A 16,141-nucleotide genomic window follows, 5' to 3' on the forward strand; every position below is an offset into this window, starting at 1 on the left:
CCGATTGCAACGTCATCGGGAGATGGCGGAATAACTGATATCAGTGAACAAAAACGGGAGGCCATTCGGCCCCCCGTTCTGCTTGCCTATAACTTATGCCCAGAGCAACAGGGTGTAGTTCTTTTTACCGCGACGCAGCAAGGTATAACGACCAAACAGACGATCACTGTCAGTGAAGCTGTATTCAGTGTCAGTCTGTTTTTCGCCGTTTACGGAAACCGCGTTGGAAGAAATCATGGTACGCGCCTGACCTTTCGACGGCGCCATACCTGCAATCACCAGAGCCTGTTGCAGGTCTGTGTCGCGTGGTACTTCAAACAGTTCCAGACCGTCCTGCGCCAGCTGACCGAAATCGACTTCTGTCATTTCACTCAGGGAACCGGAGAACAGGCTCTGCGTGATACGTTTCGCTGCCGCCAGACCTTCTGCGCCGTGAACCATACCGGTTACTTCTTCCGCCAGAACGTACTGCGCGCGAGGCGCTTTGCCGCTGGTTTTGTCTTCTTCTTCCAGCGTATTGATGTCTTCAATGCTCATGAAGGTGAAGAACTTCAGGAAGCGGTAAACGTCGGCATCCGCTGTGTTGATCCAGAACTGGTAGAATTTGTACGGGCTGGTTTTCTTCGGATCCAGCCAGACTGCGCCGCCCTCGGTCTTACCGAATTTGGTGCCATCAGATTTGGTGATCAACGGAACGGTCAGGCCGAACACTTGTTTCTGGTGCAGACGACGGGTCAGATCGATACCTGAGGTGATGTTGCCCCACTGGTCGGAGCCACCGATTTGCAGCTCAACGTTGTGCAGATCGTAAAGGGACGCAAAATCATAACCTTGCAGCAGGTTGTACGAGAATTCGGTGAAGGAGATGCCGCTGTCATCGCGGTTCAGACGCTGTTTCACCGCTTCTTTGTTTATCATCTGGTTAACAGAGAAGTGTTTACCGATATCACGCAGGAAGGTCAGCACGTTCATGCCGCCGAACCAGTCGTAGTTGTTCGCGGTGATCGCGCTGTTATCGCCACAGCTGAAATCCAGGAACGGAGAAACCTGCTGACGGATTTTTTCCACCCACTCATTCACGGTTTCATTGGTGTTCAGCTTACGCTCGGTCGCTTTAAAGCTCGGATCACCGATAAGACCAGTTGCGCCACCGACCAGCGCCACTGGCTTGTGGCCGTTCAGCTGGAAGCGTTTCAGGCAAAGCAAAGGCACCAGATGTCCCAAATGCAAGCTGTCTGCGGTAGGATCGAAACCGCAATAGAGTGCAATTGGCCCTTGCGCCAGTCGCTCTGCTAACGCTTCTTCATCCGTTACCTGGGCAATGAGGCCCCGCTCTTGCAGTTGTTTAATCAGGTTGCTGCTCGCCATCAAAGACTCCGTTTGTTTGTACTTAGAAATATGTACTGAATGTGTGCAGATTCATGTCTGACATCATGCCGCGCATGTGCCCTTTCTCTCACCTTTCGGCGAACGACATAGAATAAAGCGCTCGTCGCCCGAGCGCTAGGGAATCGCGTGTTTTTTCGTGGTTAAGGTGCGAGGCGGTCTATTTTCCAGCCAGTTTCTGTCTCAGCTTCATCACGCTGATAAATGAACCGGTCGTGCAGACGATGTTCACCGCCCTGCCAGAATTCCATTGAATCCACTTTGACGCGAAAACCACCCCAGAAACTGGGCAACGGCACTTCACCATTACTGAATTTCTGTTTCAGTTCGAGGAATTTACTTTCCAGCACGCCACGCGCCGAAATGCGGGTGGATTGCTGAGAAACCCATGCGCCAATCTGGCTGTCTTTCGGACGACTGGTGAAATATTTCATGACTTCCAGCGTGGATAAACGTTCTGCCTGACCGAGAACGTTGACTTGTCTGTCGAGCATATGCCAGGGGAATAACAGGCTGATACGGGAATTGCCCGCCAGCTGCTGCGCCTTACGGCTGCCGAGGTTGGTATAAAACACCAGCCCTTTTTCATCATAATGTTTGAGCAGCACAATGCGCTGGAAAGGCTGTCCGTTTTCATCCACCGTCGCGACAACCATCGCCGTCGGATCGGCCAGACGGGCATCACACGCCTGTTTCAGCCAGCGCTCAAACAGCGGCAGCGGTTCCGGCGTTAAATCAGCGCGACGTAATCCGCCCCGGGTGTATTCACGGCGCGAGTCCGCAATATCAAATTCTTTATTATCAGCCATATGGATCAATTGCGTATCAAAGGAAGGTAGACGCATTGTGCACCCGCCGCGTCAGGATCTCAACGTTCCTGACGCGGGGTTTGAAAAGAGAAATTATGAAAAAAGAAGCTACCCAAAGTAATTCGAGATGCAAAAAGGCGGCAAGTGAGGGAATCCCCGGAGCATAGATAACTCTATGACCGGGGTGAGCAAACGCATTTGCAGTTCGAAGTATGACGGGTAGGTTTATTTTTGAATGCAATCGTCAATGATGACGTTCTCACCACGCTGGACGAAAGCCTGATTACCTTTCGACCAGAACGTGTAACGGCCATCGCTGTATTTCGTGCCGGAAGCTGCCTCAACTTGTTTCAGTTTCAGCTGCTCGCCGTCCATCACCATATTGACCTGCTGCGCCGGTTTATCCAGCGTGACGGTCAGCGGCAATGTCCCGCACTGGTAGTGCAGTTCCTGCGTCGGGCTTTCGGTCTGGTGACTGAACTGGCTACATCCGGCCAGCGTTAATCCTGCAAGAGAAGCGATGATCGCCTTTTTCATTCTGAACTCCCTGAGTGTTCTCGGTTTATCTGTTATGTACCATGACAGGTTGCACAACACATTGAGATAAAACCGAGAACGCGTCAGGCGCGGGTTGAAACCACCGGATAAATCGCCCCGAGCAAAGTTTCGCGGCTGGCACCTGTGACGGAAGGCAGATTACCTGACTGACCCGATAAGGTTCTGAAAGCCAGCCAGGCAAACGCCAGCGCTTCCATATCATCACCGCTGATCCCGCAGGAGTCCGTAGTACACACTTCCGTGCCGGGAAGCATGGCTGACATGCGCGTCATCAGCAGAGGATTACGCGCACCACCGCCACAGACCATCAGACGGTCGCATCCGCCAGCTAATTGAACCTGCTCGGCGATACTGACTGCCGTGAGTTCAGCCAGCGTGGCCTGCACATCGGTCGGAGAGATTTCCGCTGAACGCGCCAGCTGCTTTTCCAGCCACGCCATATTGAAGTATTCACGACCGGTGCTTTTTGGTGCCGGTTCAGCAAAGTACGGGTCGGACAACATTTGCTGCAACAACCGTAAATTCACCCGTCCCTCATTCGCCCACTCCGCGCCTTTATCATAAGGCTGCGCTTTATGACGCCAGATCCACGCATCCATCAGCATATTGCCGGGACCGGTGTCGTAGCCGCGCACCGGCTGTCCCGGCAGTAACATGGACAAGTTCGCAATGCCGCCGATATTAAGGATCATTCTGCGCTCAGCCGGATCAGACAGCAGGGCCTGATGGAAGGCCGGAACCAGCGGTGCCCCCTGCCCGCCCCACGCCATATCGCGACGGCGGAAATCTCCGACAGTAGTAATGCCGGTCATGGCGGCAATGCGGTTGTTATCGCCCAGTTGCATCGAAAACGTAGTATCGCCTTTAGGCTGATGCCAGACCGTTTGCCCGTGGCAGCCAATCGCGGTGACTTCTTCCGGTGAAATATCGGCGCTTTTCAGCAGCCCTAAAATAGCCTCACCAAATAATATTCCCAGCTGAGTATCGAGCTTGCCGACCTCTTCCAGCGTCACCTGCTGTCCCTGGCACATGCCAAGAATGGCGTTTTTCAATGCAATGGGAATAGGATGCGAGTAGCTGGCCTGTTGCGCGACCAGACGCTCGTCGATGGCAGCCAGCACAACATCCACGCCATCAAGACTGGTGCCGGACATCACGCCGATATAACGACCTGACTTCATAGATAACATCCTCAACTCCCGGAAAACATCCGACAAAAAGTAATAGTGACAGAGTAATCGGTATCGGAAGCATTGCGCCATGAGTTACTCAGTTTTTATTACACCCTGTGATGGCTTCGTGTTTTTCTTGTTACGAATTTTAATTTTTAAAAACAGGCTGGCGATAAATCGGCCAATCACAACATTCAGGGTGAAGATATTTGATCGCACTCACTGCTGTCTAAAACTTAAACCTGCGTTTATTATTAGTTGAACACGCCTCCTGTATACTTGGAGAAAGTGAAGTAACTATGGTATACGACCACCCTCGACACTGATGTTGAACTGTGTACTGTTTTTTCTCTGTTGTTGTGGCTAGTCTGAAAGCCGTACAGCAGCATAAAAAAGGAGCTATTTATGATTAAGCGTTTACTCGTCGTCGCACTTGCTGGCATTTCTCTTACTGGCTGCGTCAGCGATAACTCACTGTCTGGCGACGTTTACTCCTCGTCTCAGGCGAAACAAATTCAACAAGTGACTTACGGGACTATCGTTTCTACACGTGCGGTACAAATCCAGGGCGGCGATGATTCAAACATCGTCGGCGCACTCGGTGGTGCAGTACTGGGTGGTTTCCTGGGTAACACGGTTGGCGGCGGTACGGGTCGTAGTCTGGCAACGGCTGCGGGCGCAGTTGCCGGTGGCGTCGCAGGTCAGGGCGTGCAGAGTTCTCTTAACCGTTCTAACGGTGTAGAACTGCAAATCCGTCGTGATGACGGCACAACCATTCAGGTTGTTCAGAAAGCTGGCGCGACCAAATTCAGCGTAGGTCAGCGTGTCAGCATGGCGAGCAGCGGCAGCACCATTACCGTTTCCCCAAGCGCCTGATGCGTTCTGCTAGCAAATAACTGAAGCGCAAACAAAAAACCGAAGCCACTGGCTTCGGTTTTTTTGTGTAGAGCAAATATGACGCTGTGTGACAAAAATAGATAAAAACCTGTTCTTATGATTTGCTTTGCAATGCAGCAATATTTTTTTCCAGCCGGGATAACATCCCGCCCAGTTGTTCGATTTCTGAAGAAGACATGCCAGACAAAATTTCTTTGCGCGTGGAATCGATAACCGACTCCATTTCATTGATGATTGGCGCGGCTTCTTCAGTCAGCTTGATGCGCTTAGCACGGCGATCGCTCGCACACGTCTGACGGGTAATCAGTTTCTTTTCTTCCAGTTGATCCAGTGTACGCACCAGAGACGGCTGCTCAATTCCGATGGCTTTTGCCAGCTGAATTTGAGACTGCTCCGGAGGTAACATGTTGATATTGTGCAGTGTTACCCAGTGTGTTTGCGTGAGTTCCAACGGCTTTAACCGATCGTCAATCAACGCACGCCAGGCACGAACTAATCGTGCTAGATCTGACCCCAGATTCGATTCCAATTATCCCCTCCTTATAATTAGCATGCTAAGATAACTCCCCAGAGTTTAGCTTAGTTTTAGGAACTTTAATCGAGAAATTACAATTCTATATATAATGGTAGGTACTATTGCATCCGGGAGCGGAATCCCCGCTTTCAGATTTAATCTTGTTTATAACACAATCACCGGCAGAGATTAATATTGTGAATGCGCAAATGTTTCACTCAGGCTTCCCGCTACCGGATCTGGTCCTGGGTGCCTCACTTTATTTCCCCCCGATGTTCAAAGCGCTTTTACTGGGGCTGGTATTCTGGCTTCTGATACACCGACTGCTGCGCGACTGGATTTATTCTGGTGAAGTCTGGCATCCCACCCTGATGGATTTATCTCTTTTCGTTATCTCTATTTGTGCCGCACTGATACTTATGGTGAACCTCTGAAATGAAATTCAAGACCCTCAAATATTTCTCGACAGTGCTGGTTTTCGCCGTCGCAATTTGCGCCGGTTGGTGGATGTGGAATTATTATATGCAGTCGCCCTGGACGCGGGATGGCAAAGTACGCGCCGAAATTGTGGATATCACACCGGAAGTCTCCGGGCGGATCACGGAAATAAATATCCACGACAATCAGTTTGTTAAAAGTGGCGATCGGCTGTTCAGTCTCGATCCTGTGCCGTTTAAAATCGCCGTCGATAATGCCGAAGCTGAAGTGGCTAAAGCAGCTGCTGATTTAGCCAAAGCCAATCATGAAGCCCAGCGACGTCGCAGGCTCGGCACCAACGTTATTTCCGCTGAATCCTTAGATGAATCAAATATCAGCGCCAAAGCGATGCAGGCACAATATCAGGCTGCGCAGGCGTCATTAGAACAGGCGAAGTGGAATCTGAGCAAAACGACTATTGTCGCGCCGACTGACGGTTATATCACCAATCTGCAAACCCGCAGAGGCAACTATGCCACCACCGGTACACCGCTGGTCGGGCTGGTGGATATCCATTCGTTTTATGTTCTCGGCTATTTCGAAGAAACCAAACTTAAAAATATTCGTGAGGGAAATATGGCGGATATTACCCTCTTTAACGGCAATATTCCGTTGCAGGGGCGCGTGGAAAGTATTGGCCGTGCGATTTATGACCAGAGCCTCGATACTCAGGAAGATTTACTGATGAACGTAAAACCGAATGTACCGTGGGTGCGTCTTGCGCAGAGAATACCGGTGAGAATTAAGCTTGAAAATGTACCAGAGCATGTTGTTCTGGTAGCCGGAACGACCTGTACGATTTCCGTGCGTAATTAAGGTTGCGTCGTGAATCTTTCCTGGCTCGAATGGAAAAACACGCCGTGGGGAAAAGCCACCGGCGGCCAATGGCGGTATGCCTTGCGCAACTCCATTGCGATGATACTCGCGCTGTATATCGCGTTTGAATTCCAGATGGACGAACCTTACTGGGCGCTGACGTCCGCCGCCGTGGTCAGTTTCCCGACCGTGGGTGGCGTCATCAGTAAAAGTATCGGCAGGATTATCGGCAGTTTGCTGGGTGCCATGGGCGCGGTATTTATTGCCGGACATTGTCTGAACGAGCCATGGCTGTTCACTTTCGCCATCGCGGCCTGGCTGGGGATTTGTACTTATGTCTCCAATCATTATCAGAACAACGTTTCTTACGCGTTTGCTCTGGCGGGATATACAGCCGCCATCATTGCGTTCTCAACGGTAGACGTCACAGATCCGACGCAGATTTTTGATATCGCTCAGGCTCGTGTGGGAGAAGTCGTCACCGGTATTTTGTGCGGTGGTTTTATGATGATGGTGCTGCCCAGCACCTCGGACGGCGACGCACTGCTCACCTCATTGCGTAAAATGCATACCCAGTTACTGGAACATGCGCAGCTGTTATGGCGCACAGAAATCTCCGACCAGATCCGCGCCTCGCACGAAGGTTTGATCGGACAAATCCTCACCATGAATCTGTTACGCATTCAGGCCGTCTGGAGCCACTACCGCCTGCGTCGTCAGAATAATGTGCTCAATTATCTGCTTCATCAGCAGTTGCGCATGACCAGTTATATTTCCAGCCTGCGTCGCATGTTGCTTAACTGGCCGACTCCGCCGGAAAATCTGACTGAAGTGCTGAGCGTTTTGCTCGATGAATTGCGCAAGCCCGATACAGATAAATACAAACTGTCGAAAATTCTCCAGCACATTAAACCTCACGACACCTCGGATTTTCGTCATCAGGCATTCTGGCAGCGGTTACGTGATTTTTGCTGGCTGTATCTGCGCAGTGAACGCTGGCTGCGCCGTGTGGAAAATGCCAATGTGGCGGAAGCTGAAACACTCCAGCCGCCCAAAATCAGCCATCTTGCACAGCACACCGATACGCTGGAAGCCGCGTATAACGGACTGCGCACCTTTTTGTGTATTGTGATTGGTTGCGCGTTTTGGATGAGCACACAGTGGGATTCAGGCGCGGGTGCGGTGGCGCTGACCGCTGTCAGTTGCGTGCTTTATTCTTCGACGGCCTCCCCTATCAGCAGCGTCACTCTGTTAATTAAATCGCTGGGCTTACTGTTTGTCGGCTGTTTTCTGCTCAAGTTCGGGCTGATGGTTCAGATCGACAACTTTTGGGTATTCTGCGCTTTCTTCCTGCCGATGCTGGTCACGATGCAGATGATGAAATTGCAGTACAAACGTTACGCCGGTTTGTGGGGACAAATGATTGTCTTCATGGGATCGTTTTTAGCGGTCACTAACCCGCCGGATTTCGACTATCAGTCATTTATGAACGACGGCGTGGCCAAGATTGCCGGTGTGATGCTGGCGGGTATCGCATTTCAGGTCCTGAGGCCAAGTTCGGATAAACGTAAAAGTCGCCGCATCATCCGCGCCCTGCGCCGTGATTTTATGGATCAGCTCAGCCGCAAACCTTCGCTAAGCCATTTCCAGTTTGAATCGCTGATTTACCATCGGATGAATCAGCTCAGTCAAAGTAAAGATCAGCTCTCCCGCACCTGGCTGCTGCGCTGGGGCGTGGTGCTGCTCAATTGCAGCCACATTGTCTGGCAGTTACGTGAATGGGAAACCCGTTCGGATCCGCTTTCCGCGGTGCGTGACGTGTGTATTCATTGCCTGAAAGGCGTCATGACAGAACGCGGGGTCAGCCACGAAAATCTGGATGCTACGCTGACGGAGCTACTGCGGATGAGCAATTCACTGGCGCATCACCCTGAACCGGCGGCGCGGGAACTGGCAGGGGTAATCTGGCGTCTCTATTGCTCACTGTCGCAATTGCAGCAGGCCATTTCTTCGGATGAGGGTCCTGCAGCGCCGGTGGTCACTGCCACCAAACCTGCCTGACCTTTCTGTGCTTAATGCTTCAGGCTGCGGATATGTAGCCTGAAGCAGAAGCGATTAAGGAACGTCGTAGCCCAGAGCAGCTTTACGAATGCGGAACCATTGCTGACGGGTCATGTCCAGTGACAATGATTTACAGGCTGATTTCACACGTTCAATTTTACCCGAACCGATAATCGGCAGAGGCTGAGATGGCAGACGCATCACCCAGGCGTAAACCACCTGTTCGATCGTATCGGCACCGATTTCGTTTGCCACCGCCTGAAGTTCGTCGCGCAGCGGCTGGAACTCTGCGTCGCTGAACAAACGACCGCCACCCAGGCAGGACCACGCCATCGGCTTAATACGCAATTGCTGGCAGAGATCTAAGGTGCCATCGAGGATCGCCGGCTGATGGATCGGGGAAATTTCCACCTGATTCGTCGCCAGCTGGAACGGCAGGCGTGACTGCAACAGGCTGAACTGAGCCGGAGTAAAGTTAGAAACGCCGAAATGTTTTACTTTGCCGCTTTTATGCAGTTGCGTGAATGCCTCAGCCACTTCATCGGCATCCATCAGCGGATCCGGGCGATGGATCAGCAGCAAATCCAGATAATCGGTATGCAGATTACTGAGCGATTTCTCGGCACGTTCCACGATGTACTTTGTATCTGTAATGTAGTGACCGATTTTGTTATCAGGATTGGCCCGTGTTGCTATGCCACATTTACTGACCAGTTGCATTTTTTCGCGAAGGGAAGGCTTGAGTCGCAGAGCCTCGCCGAACGCGGCTTCGCACTGATAATCACCGTAAATATCCGCATGATCGGCCGTGGTGATGCCCAGCTCAATATGCTGTTCCATGAAGGCCAGAATCTGTTGCGGCGTCATGTTCCATTCCATCAGACGCCAGTAACCGCAAATCAATTTTGAGAATACCGGGCCTTGAGGAGAAATCGGGGTACGCGCTTCCATTTTGAATCCCTTAAGTTTTTGATTTTCGACCGACAGAATACACAACGCCTGCGGCGCTGTATTGATGCGGGGCGTAAGAATTACAAAGAAGCAGACAGCCGTCACGACGCTGGCGACCGGGATGAAAAATCAGAACAATTCCGGTTGTTCCGGCAAAGGTTCGTCGGGTTGCTTTCCGGCCCGCTGCTGACGTAAAAGACGCTGCTGGCATAACCGCAGAACATGGCGCTTTTCCGTATCCGTCATTTTCATCCAGCCGAAACGTTCCTCACGGCTGCGCAGGCAACCGCGACAATAACCGCGTTCATCGGCCTGACATATGCCACGGCACGGACTGGGGATTTCGAAAAATTCAAGTTGCTGGGCCACGCGTCCTCCGTAAATAACGGTGAACTTTTATTCAAGACGTTTTCTGTTCATCCTGCAAGAGGATCTGCAAAAAGGCACAGGGCGCGTAGTCAGGCAGAGGCCAGATACGTTAGAAAGAGGCATTGCGAAACGATCGTGTAGCGGGAATTATGTTCCTGAATGCCATAACGATCAGTCCATTAAATCCGGAGTTATTGAAATGACCAAGCTTTTCACCCCCATTGTTGTCGGCAAAAATACATTGCCTAACCGTGTTTTTATGGCGCCCCTTACCCGCCTGCGCAGCATCGAACCGGGTGACATCCCTACCCCGCTGATGGGCGAATATTACGCGCAGCGCCACAGTTCCGGCCTGATCATTACCGAAGCTACTCAGGTTTCCTTCCAGGCGAAAGGCTATGCCGGTGCGCCGGGTCTGCACACGCCAGAACAAGTGGCTGCGTGGAAAAAAATCGTCGCAGGTGTGCATCAGAAAAATGGCCACATTGCGGTTCAGCTTTGGCACACGGGCCGAATTTCTCATAACAGCGTTCAGCCGGATAACCAGACGCCGGTTGCGCCTTCTGCTGTGAATCCTGAAACCCGCACCAGCCTGCGCGATGAGCAAGGCCACGCCATTCGTGTCGATTGCCCGACACCGCGCGCGCTTGAACTGAGCGAAATCCCGGGGATCATCAACGATTTCCGCCACGCGGCAGAATGTTCTGCAGAGGCTGGTTTTGATTACATTGAGCTGCATGCGGCGCACGGTTACCTGTTGCACCAGTTCATGTCTCCGGCATCTAACCTGCGTGAAGACGAATACGGCGGCAGCATTGAAAACCGTACCCGCCTGACGCTGGAAGTGGTCGATGCCGCTATCGGCGCTATCGGCGCAGACCGTGTGGGTATCCGTATTTCACCAATGGGTCCGTTTAACGGGCTGGATAACGGTGAAGATCAGGAGCAGGCAGCTATCTATCTGCTGGATGAGCTGAACAAACGTAAACTCGCTTATCTGCATATTTCTGAACCTGACTGGGCAGGCGGTAAACCTTACTCGGCTGAATTCCGTGCGGTGATCCGCGCTCATTATCAGGGCGTGATTGTCGGGGCCGGCGCTTATACCGCTGAGAAAGGCGAAGAACTTATCGAAAAAGGTTACATCGACGCCGTGGCTTTCGGTCGCAGCTATATCGCTAACCCGGATCTGGTTGAACGCCTGAGATCCCACGCTCCGCTTAACGATCCACAACCAGAAACCTTCTACGGCGGCGGTGCTCAGGGTTACACCGACTACCCGACGCTGTAATGATTAAAAAAGAGTAACACCATCCTTGCAGCAGAAGAGGCCCTCCTTCTGCTGCTTTTTTTGTTCAGGCCTTCAGCAAACGAGCGTCGTTTTACAGACAAAATGGTCTCTATCAGTTAGGCTTGAACCGATAATTCTCATCCTGCAAATAAAGAGGAACCTATGCGTTTACTCCATACCATGCTTCGTGTTGGCGATCTGCAACGCGCAATCAGCTTCTATACCGATGTGTTAGGCATGCGCCTGCTGCGCACCAGCGAAAACACTGAATACAAATACTCCCTGGCATTCGTCGGTTACACCGATGAAAGCGAAGGCGCAGTCATTGAACTGACCTACAACTGGGGCGTTGACAGCTACGACATCGGCACCGCTTACGGGCACATCGCTCTGGGTGTCGATAACGTGGCACAAACCTGTGATGACATCCGTAATGCGGGTGGCAAAGTGACCCGTGAAGCCGGTCCGGTTAAAGGCGGCTCCACCATTATCGCATTCGTTGAAGATCCGGACGGTTACAAAATCGAGCTTATCGAATCCAAACATGCGGGCCAGGGTCTGGGCAACTGATCCCCCTGAATGCTGAAAGGGGCGCTAATGCGCCCTTTTTTATTGCCCAATTTTTGCCGCAGCCCTGCAACGGACGGCAAAATTTGTCATAATGCGCGCTGAATTCGATGAAGATAAGAAACTAATGGCCGAGAATAGTGACATTAACGCCCTGAGAGGCCGTTTTCGTGGTTTTTATCCGGTAGTCATTGATGTTGAAACTGCCGGATTTAATGCCCAAACCGATGCGCTGCTGGAAATTGCAGCAATCACATTGAAGATGGATGAGGACGGCTGGCTGCAAAGCGATGAGACCGTGCATTTCCACGTAGAACCTTTTGAAGGTTCGGTACTGGTGCCGGAAGCGCTGGCGTTTAACGGTATCGATCCGACCAACCCGTTGCGCGGCGCAGTCAGTGAATATGAAGCCCTGCACGAGATTTTTAAAGTCATCCGCAAAGGGATGAAAGAGCAAAACTGTAACCGCGCAATCATCGTGGCGCATAACGCGAATTTCGATCACAGTTTTCTGATGGCGGCAGCCGAGCGCGCCGGGCTGAAACGTAACCCGTTCCACCCTTTCGCCACATTTGATACTGCGGCGTTAAGCGGACTGGTGCTCGGGCAAACGGTGCTGGCAAAAGCCTGTATCAGCGCGGGAATGGTGTTTGACAGCAGTCAGGCACACTCTGCGTTGTATGATACTGAGCGTACCGCTGAGCTGTTCTGTGAGCTGGTGAACCGCTGGAAGCGTCTTGGCGGCTGGCCGTTACCCCTGAGTGCAGAAGAAGCGGAAGACGAAGCCGCGCAGCAGGATAATCAGCAGTAATCCGTACGGCTGGCTGGATCCAGACATAAAAAAAGAGCGACACAATGTCGCTCTTTATGTTTTCACCCTCCTCAAAGGACGGCGGCCTTCTTAGAATTACTCTTCAGAAGATTTGTATTTTTCAGCAGTTTCTTTAATCAGCTGCTGCAGTTCGCCGCGCTGGAACATCTCAACCACGATGTCACAACCGCCGACCAGTTCACCATCAACCCACAACTGCGGGAAAGTTGGCCAGTTAGCAAACTTTGGCATTTCAGCGCGGATATCCGGGTTCTGCAAAATATCAACATAAGCAAAACGTTCGCCACAGGCTGAAAGCGCCTGAACAGCCTGAGCGGAAAAACCGCAGCTTGGCAGCTTTGGAGAACCTTTCATGTAAAGCAGGATCGGGTTTTCAGAAACTTGCTTCTGAATTTTTTCAATAGTTGGAGTGGTCATTTCTTGCTTCCTCAAGCCGGTACAGGCTGTCACAGTCATTACTCTTCACGCGCGCACCCAAAAACGGTGCGCAAACATAATACTTTCTATTGTAACGACGCCAGCCATCAGATAAAAACGCCATTTTTTGTGGGGTCTTTCTCAGTACTGGCATTTTATTAAACAATTTTTGGCGGCTGCGCTGAACATCACATATTTAAAGATTCATCGAGAATAACATTTTTGCCGTTCGACGATAATGTCAGATTTGCAAAATCGTATTCTTTATCTCAAATATTAAGCTGATGAAAAATGGTTATTTTTTTTACTTAAAATGGCGCTTATTTCGACATAAAAAAAGCTATTAACTTTTTCTCACAATATGATCTAGAATCGAGTCAATTCGTGCTTTTTTGTCGGGTTCTTTTAAGCAATACTCTGACATCCCTGATGTTTAACCCAACCACTCATGGTAACGAAGCTATGCGCTTACTGTTCACGCTTTTTGTGCTGCTCTTTACCCAGCTGTTTCTTAATATGGCTCATGCATCGCCACAGACCCGCGTCTCTGCCGATCAGCGGAAGAGCCATGTTAATTCCGTGACGCCGGAAGAACGGCGAAAGCGAAAGACAGTGGCGGCGAAAACCAGTAAAAAAACAAAAGTCGCACCGGTGACAGAGAAAAAGACTCAGGAAAAAGCATCAAAATCGAAGAAGGTCAGCAGCACCGAACTGGTCAAACGCAAGACAACTTCTGAGAAAAGCGTAAAAACGACCCGGGCCGAAAGCAAAAAAGAAAAAACACTCAGGACAACGCGGGCCGAGAAAAAGACAGAAAAAGCCACTAAATCACGAGCGCTTGCCAAAAACAGCAGTGAAAAAATCAGCAAGAAAGAAGCGTATGGCCGACACCGTAAAGGTAAAAAATTACGCGAAGAAGACACCAAACCTATTACGCTGAGTGCGACACATAAAAAACGCTATCAGCATGCACAACAAACGGCGATGACTAAGCTGATGCACCAGGTCGGCAAACCTTATCGCTGGGGAGGAACTTCTCCGAATACCGGTTTTGATTGCAGCGGTCTGGTCTATTACGCTTACAAAGATTTGATCCGCATTAAAATGCCGCGCACGGCAAACGAGATGTACCACCTGCGCGATGCAGCGCCGGTGAAACGTGGCGAACTTGAAAGCGGTGATCTGGTGTTCTTCAGAATCAACAACCGCGGCGCAGCGGATCATGTGGGTGTTTATGTTGGCAACGGCAAATTTATCCAGTCGCCAAGAACCGGTGAAGACATCAAAATCACCTCACTGGGCGACGATTACTGGCAAGACCACTATGTTGGCGCGCGTCGGGTGATGACCCCAAAAACAATCCGATAATAAACAATTCGTTAAGTCTGAGGTTTCGCTAATCAGCCATTGAATAGCACTTAACGAAGAGTTTCTGCAGGGAAGAGTATCGGCGGTAACGGTCACTGCGTAAAATTGAAAAGGGCGATTCCTGTGAAAGGTATCGCCCTTTTTTGTTGCGTCTCACTACTGTCTTAGTGCCAGATTAGTTCATCACTGCCGTGAAGCTGAAAGCGATAATCATGAGCAAAGCGCATACCGTGGTGATCAACGATAATTTCAGGTTGCTGTCCATCAAACCCCCTTTCGGATCAAGTTGTGGCGTTTCTTTTAGCCACACTAAATGTGTGCCAACGCATTTTCGCATAATTCACTTTTAAAATCTTCTGCTGAATGACAATGCGAACATGACAATTTTACTTCCACTTTCATGCATTATAAGAGAAAATTGTCGGTTAACACGCCTGTGTGCCGGTCGATTTCACCCGAGAGCATTTCACGCCTCATTCTGAAGAATCCACCCAATGATTACACTGCCCTTTTAGATGTCCGCAGTGTAATCAACGCAAGCAAACGATTAACATAATGCTAACGTGCTGAAGCACGGAAGTTCAGGAGTCATTCTTTACATGGCAACGATTAAAGATGTCGCAAAGCGCGCTGGCGTTTCCACTACAACCGTGTCGCACGTCATCAATAAAACACGTTTCGTCGCCGAAGAAACCAGGGAAGCGGTGCTGCTTGCCATTAAAGAGCTACATTATTCTCCGAGCGCCGTAGCCCGTAGTCTTAAAGTGAATAACACCAAGACGATTGGTCTGCTGGCAACCTCCAGTGAAGCGCCCTATTTCGCCGAGGTGATTGAAGCCGTCGAGAACAGCTGCTTCTCCAAAGGCTATACGCTGATCTTGTGTAACTCGCACAATAATCTGGAAAAACAACAGGCCTATCTGCAAATGCTGGCGCAAAAACGCGTCGATGGTCTGCTGGTGATGTGCGCAGAATACCCTGACGAATTACTCAATATGCTTGAAGAGTATCGTTCGATTCCGATGGTGGTGATGGACTGGGGCGAAGCGCGTAAAAACTTCACCGACAGCATTATCGATAATGCTTTCGAAGGCGGTTATATGGCCGGACGCTATCTGATCGAACGAGGGCATCGTGATATTGGCGTGATCCCGGGACAGCTGGCGCGTAACACCGGCGGCGGTCGTTTCCAGGGTTTTGTCAAAGCGCTGACGGAAGCCAATATCCCGCTTCGTGAAGAATGGGTGGTTCAGGGCGATTTCGAGCCGGAGTCAGGTTATCAGGCGATGCATAAGATTCTGATGCAGAAACAACGCCCCACCGCCGTCTTTTGCGGGGGCGATGTCATGGCAATGGGCGCAATCTGCGCCGCTGATGAGCTCGGATTGCGCGTTCCGCAAGATATTTCGGTGATTGGCTACGATAACGTGCGTAATGCGCGGTACTTCTCTCCGGCACTGACGACCGTCCATCAGCCGAAAGAACGGTTGGGTGAGATGGCCTTTACTATGTTACTCGACCGCATCGTCAGCAAACGTGAAGAATCACAGACCATCGAGGTGCATCCGAAACTGGTTGAGCGTCGTTCGGTGGCCGATGGCCCGTACCGTGACTATCGCCGTTAATGTTTGCCTTTAATCTTTTATAACGCCTGCT

18 protein-coding genes are annotated in these 16,141 nt (G+C 50.9%); 9 read left to right on the top strand and 9 right to left on the bottom strand.

The features are described from left to right. Nucleotides 1-93: 93 nt before the first annotated feature. The 4 genes from tyrS to anmK form a co-directional block, all read right to left on the bottom strand. A complete protein-coding gene (tyrS, locus tag UC15_RS07750) occupies nucleotides 94-1,368 on the bottom strand; it encodes a tyrosine--tRNA ligase (RefSeq protein WP_112287923.1) in 1,275 nt (424 codons plus the stop codon). A gap of 161 nt (nucleotides 1,369-1,529) precedes the next feature. Then, complete coding sequence (gene pdxH / locus UC15_RS07755; protein WP_112288004.1) at nucleotides 1,530-2,195, bottom strand: pyridoxamine 5'-phosphate oxidase; 666 nt, start codon at nucleotides 2,193-2,195, stop codon at nucleotides 1,530-1,532. 225 nt (nucleotides 2,196-2,420) lie between these two features. Continuing rightward, nucleotides 2,421-2,732: an MliC family protein gene (locus UC15_RS07765; protein WP_112287925.1), complete on the bottom strand. Its 312-nt coding sequence runs from the start codon at nucleotides 2,730-2,732 to the stop codon at nucleotides 2,421-2,423. Nucleotides 2,733-2,815: 83 nt separating this feature from the next. Next, on the bottom strand, nucleotides 2,816-3,934 hold the full coding sequence (gene anmK / locus UC15_RS07770; protein WP_112287926.1) for an anhydro-N-acetylmuramic acid kinase: 1,119 nt from the start codon (nucleotides 3,932-3,934) through the stop codon (nucleotides 2,816-2,818). A 396-nt stretch (nucleotides 3,935-4,330) separates the two neighbouring features. Between anmK and UC15_RS07775 the strand changes: the two genes are divergently transcribed. Next, a complete protein-coding gene (locus tag UC15_RS07775) occupies nucleotides 4,331-4,801 on the top strand; it encodes a glycine zipper 2TM domain-containing protein (protein ID WP_112287927.1) in 471 nt (156 codons plus the stop codon). 115 nt (nucleotides 4,802-4,916) lie between these two features. Here UC15_RS07775 and slyA read toward each other — a convergent pair whose 3' ends face one another. Further along, the gene (gene slyA, locus UC15_RS07780) at nucleotides 4,917-5,351 is read right to left on the bottom strand and encodes a transcriptional regulator SlyA (protein WP_112287928.1); all 435 of its coding nucleotides are present in this window, start codon (nucleotides 5,349-5,351) and stop codon (nucleotides 4,917-4,919) included. A gap of 194 nt (nucleotides 5,352-5,545) precedes the next feature. On the opposite strand from slyA, the gene UC15_RS07785 reads away from it, so the two are divergent. From UC15_RS07785 to UC15_RS07795, 3 genes are read left to right on the top strand one after another with little or no spacing between them, the layout of a single operon-like run. Next, a complete protein-coding gene (locus UC15_RS07785; protein ID WP_112288005.1) occupies nucleotides 5,546-5,770 on the top strand; it encodes a DUF1656 domain-containing protein in 225 nt (74 codons plus the stop codon). A gap of 1 nt (nucleotide 5,771) precedes the next feature. Then, nucleotides 5,772-6,629, top strand: coding sequence for an HlyD family secretion protein (locus UC15_RS07790; RefSeq protein ID WP_112287929.1), 858 nt, complete (start codon nucleotides 5,772-5,774; stop codon nucleotides 6,627-6,629). 9 nt (nucleotides 6,630-6,638) lie between these two features. Further along, nucleotides 6,639-8,690 (top strand): FUSC family protein, encoded by a 2,052-nt coding sequence (locus UC15_RS07795; protein ID WP_112287930.1) that lies wholly within the window; start codon nucleotides 6,639-6,641, stop codon nucleotides 8,688-8,690. Nucleotides 8,691-8,744: 54 nt separating this feature from the next. On the opposite strand, the gene UC15_RS07800 is transcribed toward UC15_RS07795, so the two are convergent. Together UC15_RS07800 and UC15_RS07805 are read right to left on the bottom strand one after the other, a co-directional pair. Further along, nucleotides 8,745-9,641, bottom strand: coding sequence for an aldo/keto reductase family oxidoreductase (locus UC15_RS07800; protein WP_112287931.1), 897 nt, complete (start codon nucleotides 9,639-9,641; stop codon nucleotides 8,745-8,747). A gap of 129 nt (nucleotides 9,642-9,770) precedes the next feature. Continuing rightward, nucleotides 9,771-10,010: a DUF1289 domain-containing protein gene (locus UC15_RS07805; protein WP_112287932.1), complete on the bottom strand. Its 240-nt coding sequence runs from the start codon at nucleotides 10,008-10,010 to the stop codon at nucleotides 9,771-9,773. 193 nt (nucleotides 10,011-10,203) lie between these two features. On the opposite strand from UC15_RS07805, the gene UC15_RS07810 reads away from it, so the two are divergent. The 3 genes from UC15_RS07810 (at nucleotide 10,204) to rnt (ending at nucleotide 12,679) form a co-directional block, all read left to right on the top strand. Continuing rightward, nucleotides 10,204-11,301, top strand: coding sequence for an alkene reductase (locus tag UC15_RS07810; protein ID WP_112288006.1), 1,098 nt, complete (start codon nucleotides 10,204-10,206; stop codon nucleotides 11,299-11,301). A gap of 162 nt (nucleotides 11,302-11,463) precedes the next feature. After that, entirely contained in the window at nucleotides 11,464-11,871 is a 408-nt protein-coding gene (gloA, locus tag UC15_RS07815; RefSeq protein WP_112287933.1) for a lactoylglutathione lyase, read from the top strand. Nucleotides 11,872-11,962: 91 nt separating this feature from the next. Continuing rightward, nucleotides 11,963-12,679: a ribonuclease T gene (rnt, locus tag UC15_RS07820; protein ID WP_112287934.1), complete on the top strand. Its 717-nt coding sequence runs from the start codon at nucleotides 11,963-11,965 to the stop codon at nucleotides 12,677-12,679. Between the two features lie 96 nt (nucleotides 12,680-12,775). On the opposite strand, the gene UC15_RS07825 is transcribed toward rnt, so the two are convergent. Then, nucleotides 12,776-13,117 carry a Grx4 family monothiol glutaredoxin gene (locus tag UC15_RS07825; protein ID WP_015697793.1) on the bottom strand — a complete coding sequence of 114 codons (342 nt, stop codon included), beginning with the start codon at nucleotides 13,115-13,117 and terminating at the stop codon, nucleotides 12,776-12,778. Between the two features lie 462 nt (nucleotides 13,118-13,579). Between UC15_RS07825 and UC15_RS07830 the strand changes: the two genes are divergently transcribed. Next, the gene (locus UC15_RS07830) at nucleotides 13,580-14,485 is read left to right on the top strand and encodes a C40 family peptidase (protein ID WP_112287935.1); all 906 of its coding nucleotides are present in this window, start codon (nucleotides 13,580-13,582) and stop codon (nucleotides 14,483-14,485) included. A 175-nt stretch (nucleotides 14,486-14,660) separates the two neighbouring features. Here UC15_RS07830 and UC15_RS26240 read toward each other — a convergent pair whose 3' ends face one another. Next, on the bottom strand, nucleotides 14,661-14,822 hold the full coding sequence (locus tag UC15_RS26240; RefSeq protein WP_112287936.1) for a YnhF family membrane protein: 162 nt from the start codon (nucleotides 14,820-14,822) through the stop codon (nucleotides 14,661-14,663). Between the two features lie 262 nt (nucleotides 14,823-15,084). Between UC15_RS26240 and purR the strand changes: the two genes are divergently transcribed. Beyond that, on the top strand, nucleotides 15,085-16,110 hold the full coding sequence (purR, locus tag UC15_RS07840; protein WP_112287937.1) for an HTH-type transcriptional repressor PurR: 1,026 nt from the start codon (nucleotides 15,085-15,087) through the stop codon (nucleotides 16,108-16,110). Nucleotides 16,111-16,141 lie beyond the last annotated feature (31 nt).

It is taken from the genome of Rahnella sp. AN3-3W3 (assembly GCF_003263545.1).
Lineage (GTDB): Bacteria > Pseudomonadota > Gammaproteobacteria > Enterobacterales > Enterobacteriaceae > Rahnella > Rahnella variigena.

Coding starts and splice junctions, on each gene's coding strand:
- gloA (WP_112287933.1), top strand. CDS start 11,464: ATGCGTTTACTCCATACCATGCTTCGTGTTGGCGATCTGCAACGCGCA.
- UC15_RS26240 (WP_112287936.1), bottom strand. CDS start 14,822: ATGCGAAAATGCGTTGGCACACATTTAGTGTGGCTAAAAGAAACGCCA.
- anmK (WP_112287926.1), bottom strand. CDS start 3,934: ATGAAGTCAGGTCGTTATATCGGCGTGATGTCCGGCACCAGTCTTGAT.
- UC15_RS07775 (WP_112287927.1), top strand. CDS start 4,331: ATGATTAAGCGTTTACTCGTCGTCGCACTTGCTGGCATTTCTCTTACT.
- UC15_RS07765 (WP_112287925.1), bottom strand. CDS start 2,732: ATGAAAAAGGCGATCATCGCTTCTCTTGCAGGATTAACGCTGGCCGGA.
- purR (WP_112287937.1), top strand. CDS start 15,085: ATGGCAACGATTAAAGATGTCGCAAAGCGCGCTGGCGTTTCCACTACA.
- UC15_RS07830 (WP_112287935.1), top strand. CDS start 13,580: ATGCGCTTACTGTTCACGCTTTTTGTGCTGCTCTTTACCCAGCTGTTT.
- UC15_RS07800 (WP_112287931.1), bottom strand. CDS start 9,641: ATGGAAGCGCGTACCCCGATTTCTCCTCAAGGCCCGGTATTCTCAAAA.
- tyrS (WP_112287923.1), bottom strand. CDS start 1,368: ATGGCGAGCAGCAACCTGATTAAACAACTGCAAGAGCGGGGCCTCATT.
- rnt (WP_112287934.1), top strand. CDS start 11,963: ATGCGCGCTGAATTCGATGAAGATAAGAAACTAATGGCCGAGAATAGT.
- UC15_RS07785 (WP_112288005.1), top strand. CDS start 5,546: ATGTTTCACTCAGGCTTCCCGCTACCGGATCTGGTCCTGGGTGCCTCA.
- UC15_RS07790 (WP_112287929.1), top strand. CDS start 5,772: ATGAAATTCAAGACCCTCAAATATTTCTCGACAGTGCTGGTTTTCGCC.
- pdxH (WP_112288004.1), bottom strand. CDS start 2,195: ATGGCTGATAATAAAGAATTTGATATTGCGGACTCGCGCCGTGAATAC.
- UC15_RS07825 (WP_015697793.1), bottom strand. CDS start 13,117: ATGACCACTCCAACTATTGAAAAAATTCAGAAGCAAGTTTCTGAAAAC.